Origin of the sequence: Jatrophihabitans sp., assembly GCF_051960575.1 — a bacterium.
GTDB lineage: Bacteria > Actinomycetota > Actinomycetes > Mycobacteriales > Jatrophihabitantaceae > JBQCEE01.
Map to the genome: position 1 here is coordinate 1 of NZ_JBQCEE010000188.1, position 2,040 is coordinate 2,040.

Genomic DNA, 2,040 nt, shown 5'->3' on the forward strand with positions numbered 1-2,040 from the left:
CTATCATGTCGGGGGGAAACACCCTCCCCCAGCACGCCGTCCCGGCGGCAGGTCGCCGACGACGCTCGGGGGAGTCGACCTCGGGGGAGACGACGTGGGCCCCGGCGCGGGTGCGCCGGGGACCACGGTTCGGACGGGACGGCGTCAGCCGGTGGTGATGCTGAGGTTGTCGAAGTCGATCGTGCTCGTGGTGCGGCCCGCCCAGGACTGGTCGCCGCCGCCGCGGAAGACCTCCCAGTACAGGTAGTTGATGTGCAGGTTGGCCGTGTTCCGGTACTGCAGGTTCTGCACGTCCTTGATGAGCCTGCCGTCGAGCCACATCTTGAAGACGCCGTCCGCGTGCGGCACGCCGTTCGAGCCGATCGTGTTCATGCGGTAGGACATCGTCACGGAGTGCCATGTCCCGGCGGTCATCGCGGTGTTCGTGCGCTGGTTGTCGCCACAGGTCGACTGCTTGGCGTAGTCGTAGGCGTAGCCGATGAGCTCGTTCGGACCGGCGACCGAGGGGTACGACGACGGCGTGATCCACATGCCGCGTCCGGACCAGGCGCCGCTGTTCCCGGCGTTGCACCCACCGGCGACACTGGGCCGCGTGCCCGGCGTCGCGCCGCCCAGGCCGGGCAGCTTGCCGCCGCGGCTCCAGTCGAAGTTCGACCCGAAGCGGATGTCGTACTTGATCGTGGCCTGGTCGACGGTCCGCGGGAGGTGGGCGTCGATGATCGCGCCGCTGGCCTCACCGATCGTGTTGGCCGGCATGGTGATGCGCATGACGTTGCCGTGGCCGGCGGCCGCGACGATCGAGGTCCGTCCGATGTTCGAGCTGCCGAGGTACAGCGACTGGTCGCCGAGCGCGGAGCGCTCGGTCTGCAGCGACACCGGGCCGCCCGTGGGGAACCGGTCGTAGTTCTGGGCGAAGATCGTCGTCGAGCCGGTCCGGGCGGGCGGGCCGCTGGGCGGTGGTGTGACACCGGCGGCCGCCTTGAGTGCCCAGACGAGCAGCAGGGTCTGCTGAAACTGGAACCGCGGCGACGCGGTGCGGCTCGAGAGGTAGCTCCACTCGCCCACGGTGCCGGTGCGCGGGACCAGGCCGGTCGACCGGTCCTGGTACTGCAGCTGCCAGTCGGGGATCGCGTGGCCGGCGACCCACGCGCGGAGCGCCAGCGACGCCGGCGCCGTGCCGCGCACCATCCCGACCAGGTTCAGGACCTGTCCGGCACGGACGTGCGCCGCGAGGCGGCGCGACCGCAGGGTGGTCTCCGCCCGGTTGTGCCCGAGCCGGGACAGGCTCACGGTCAACCCGCCCTGTGCGTCGATCGCGACGGAGGCGCGGTAGCCGCGGCCGTCCTGCTGCTGCCGCAGCTCGAGGCCGAAGTGGAAGCCGCCGGCGCCGGTGGGCAGCTTCGGGACGACGATCGACGTGCGCATGCGCGCATCGCCGACGACGACCGAGGGCAGCGACGCCGTGACGGTCTGTCCGGGGGTCAGCGCGGCGAAGGTCGCGCGGTTCGCGGCGACGTGGACGCCGACATTGGCGGGGCGGGTGAGGACGTAGGCGCCGCCCTGACCGGCGCGGCCCAGGCCTGACACGACGGTCCGATGAAAGTAGTCGGCCGCGACGCGCCGCTGGGGGACGGTCGCACCGTGCGCCGTGTCCGCGGTGACGATCGAGACGGCGCCGCTCAGCGTCAGCGCGCCGGCGACGAGCAGGGTGGTGCGCCCGTGACGGACGGGCCGGTGACCTCGAGATCGTGCTCCACGTCCGCGCCGGCCGAGGGGTGAGGACAGCCGGGATGCCGGAAGGAGGTTCAAGGGGGTGCTCCGGGTACTGGTCAGCCCCGCATTGGCAAATCCCCGCTTGCTTCACCGCAACCATACATCGTGACAGAACCAAGGTCAAAGTCCTGTCGGGCGATCGGTCAGCTGGTGGTGATGTGGAGGTTGTCGAAGTCGATGGTGCCGGTGGTGGGGGCGGCCCAGGTCTGGGTGCCGCCGCCGCGGAAGATCTCCCAGTAGAGGTAGTTGATGTGGAGGTCGGTGTTG

The 2,040-nt window shown here is 70.9% G+C and carries 1 protein-coding gene; it reads right to left on the reverse strand.

The genetic code is table 11. The annotated features are described in order from the left end of the window. Window positions 1-144: 144 nt before the first annotated feature. Complete coding sequence (locus ACTHMS_RS10605) at window positions 145-1,809, reverse strand: polysaccharide lyase (protein ID WP_440306628.1); 1,665 nt, start codon at window positions 1,807-1,809, stop codon at window positions 145-147. Window positions 1,810-2,040: the final 231 nt, after the last annotated feature.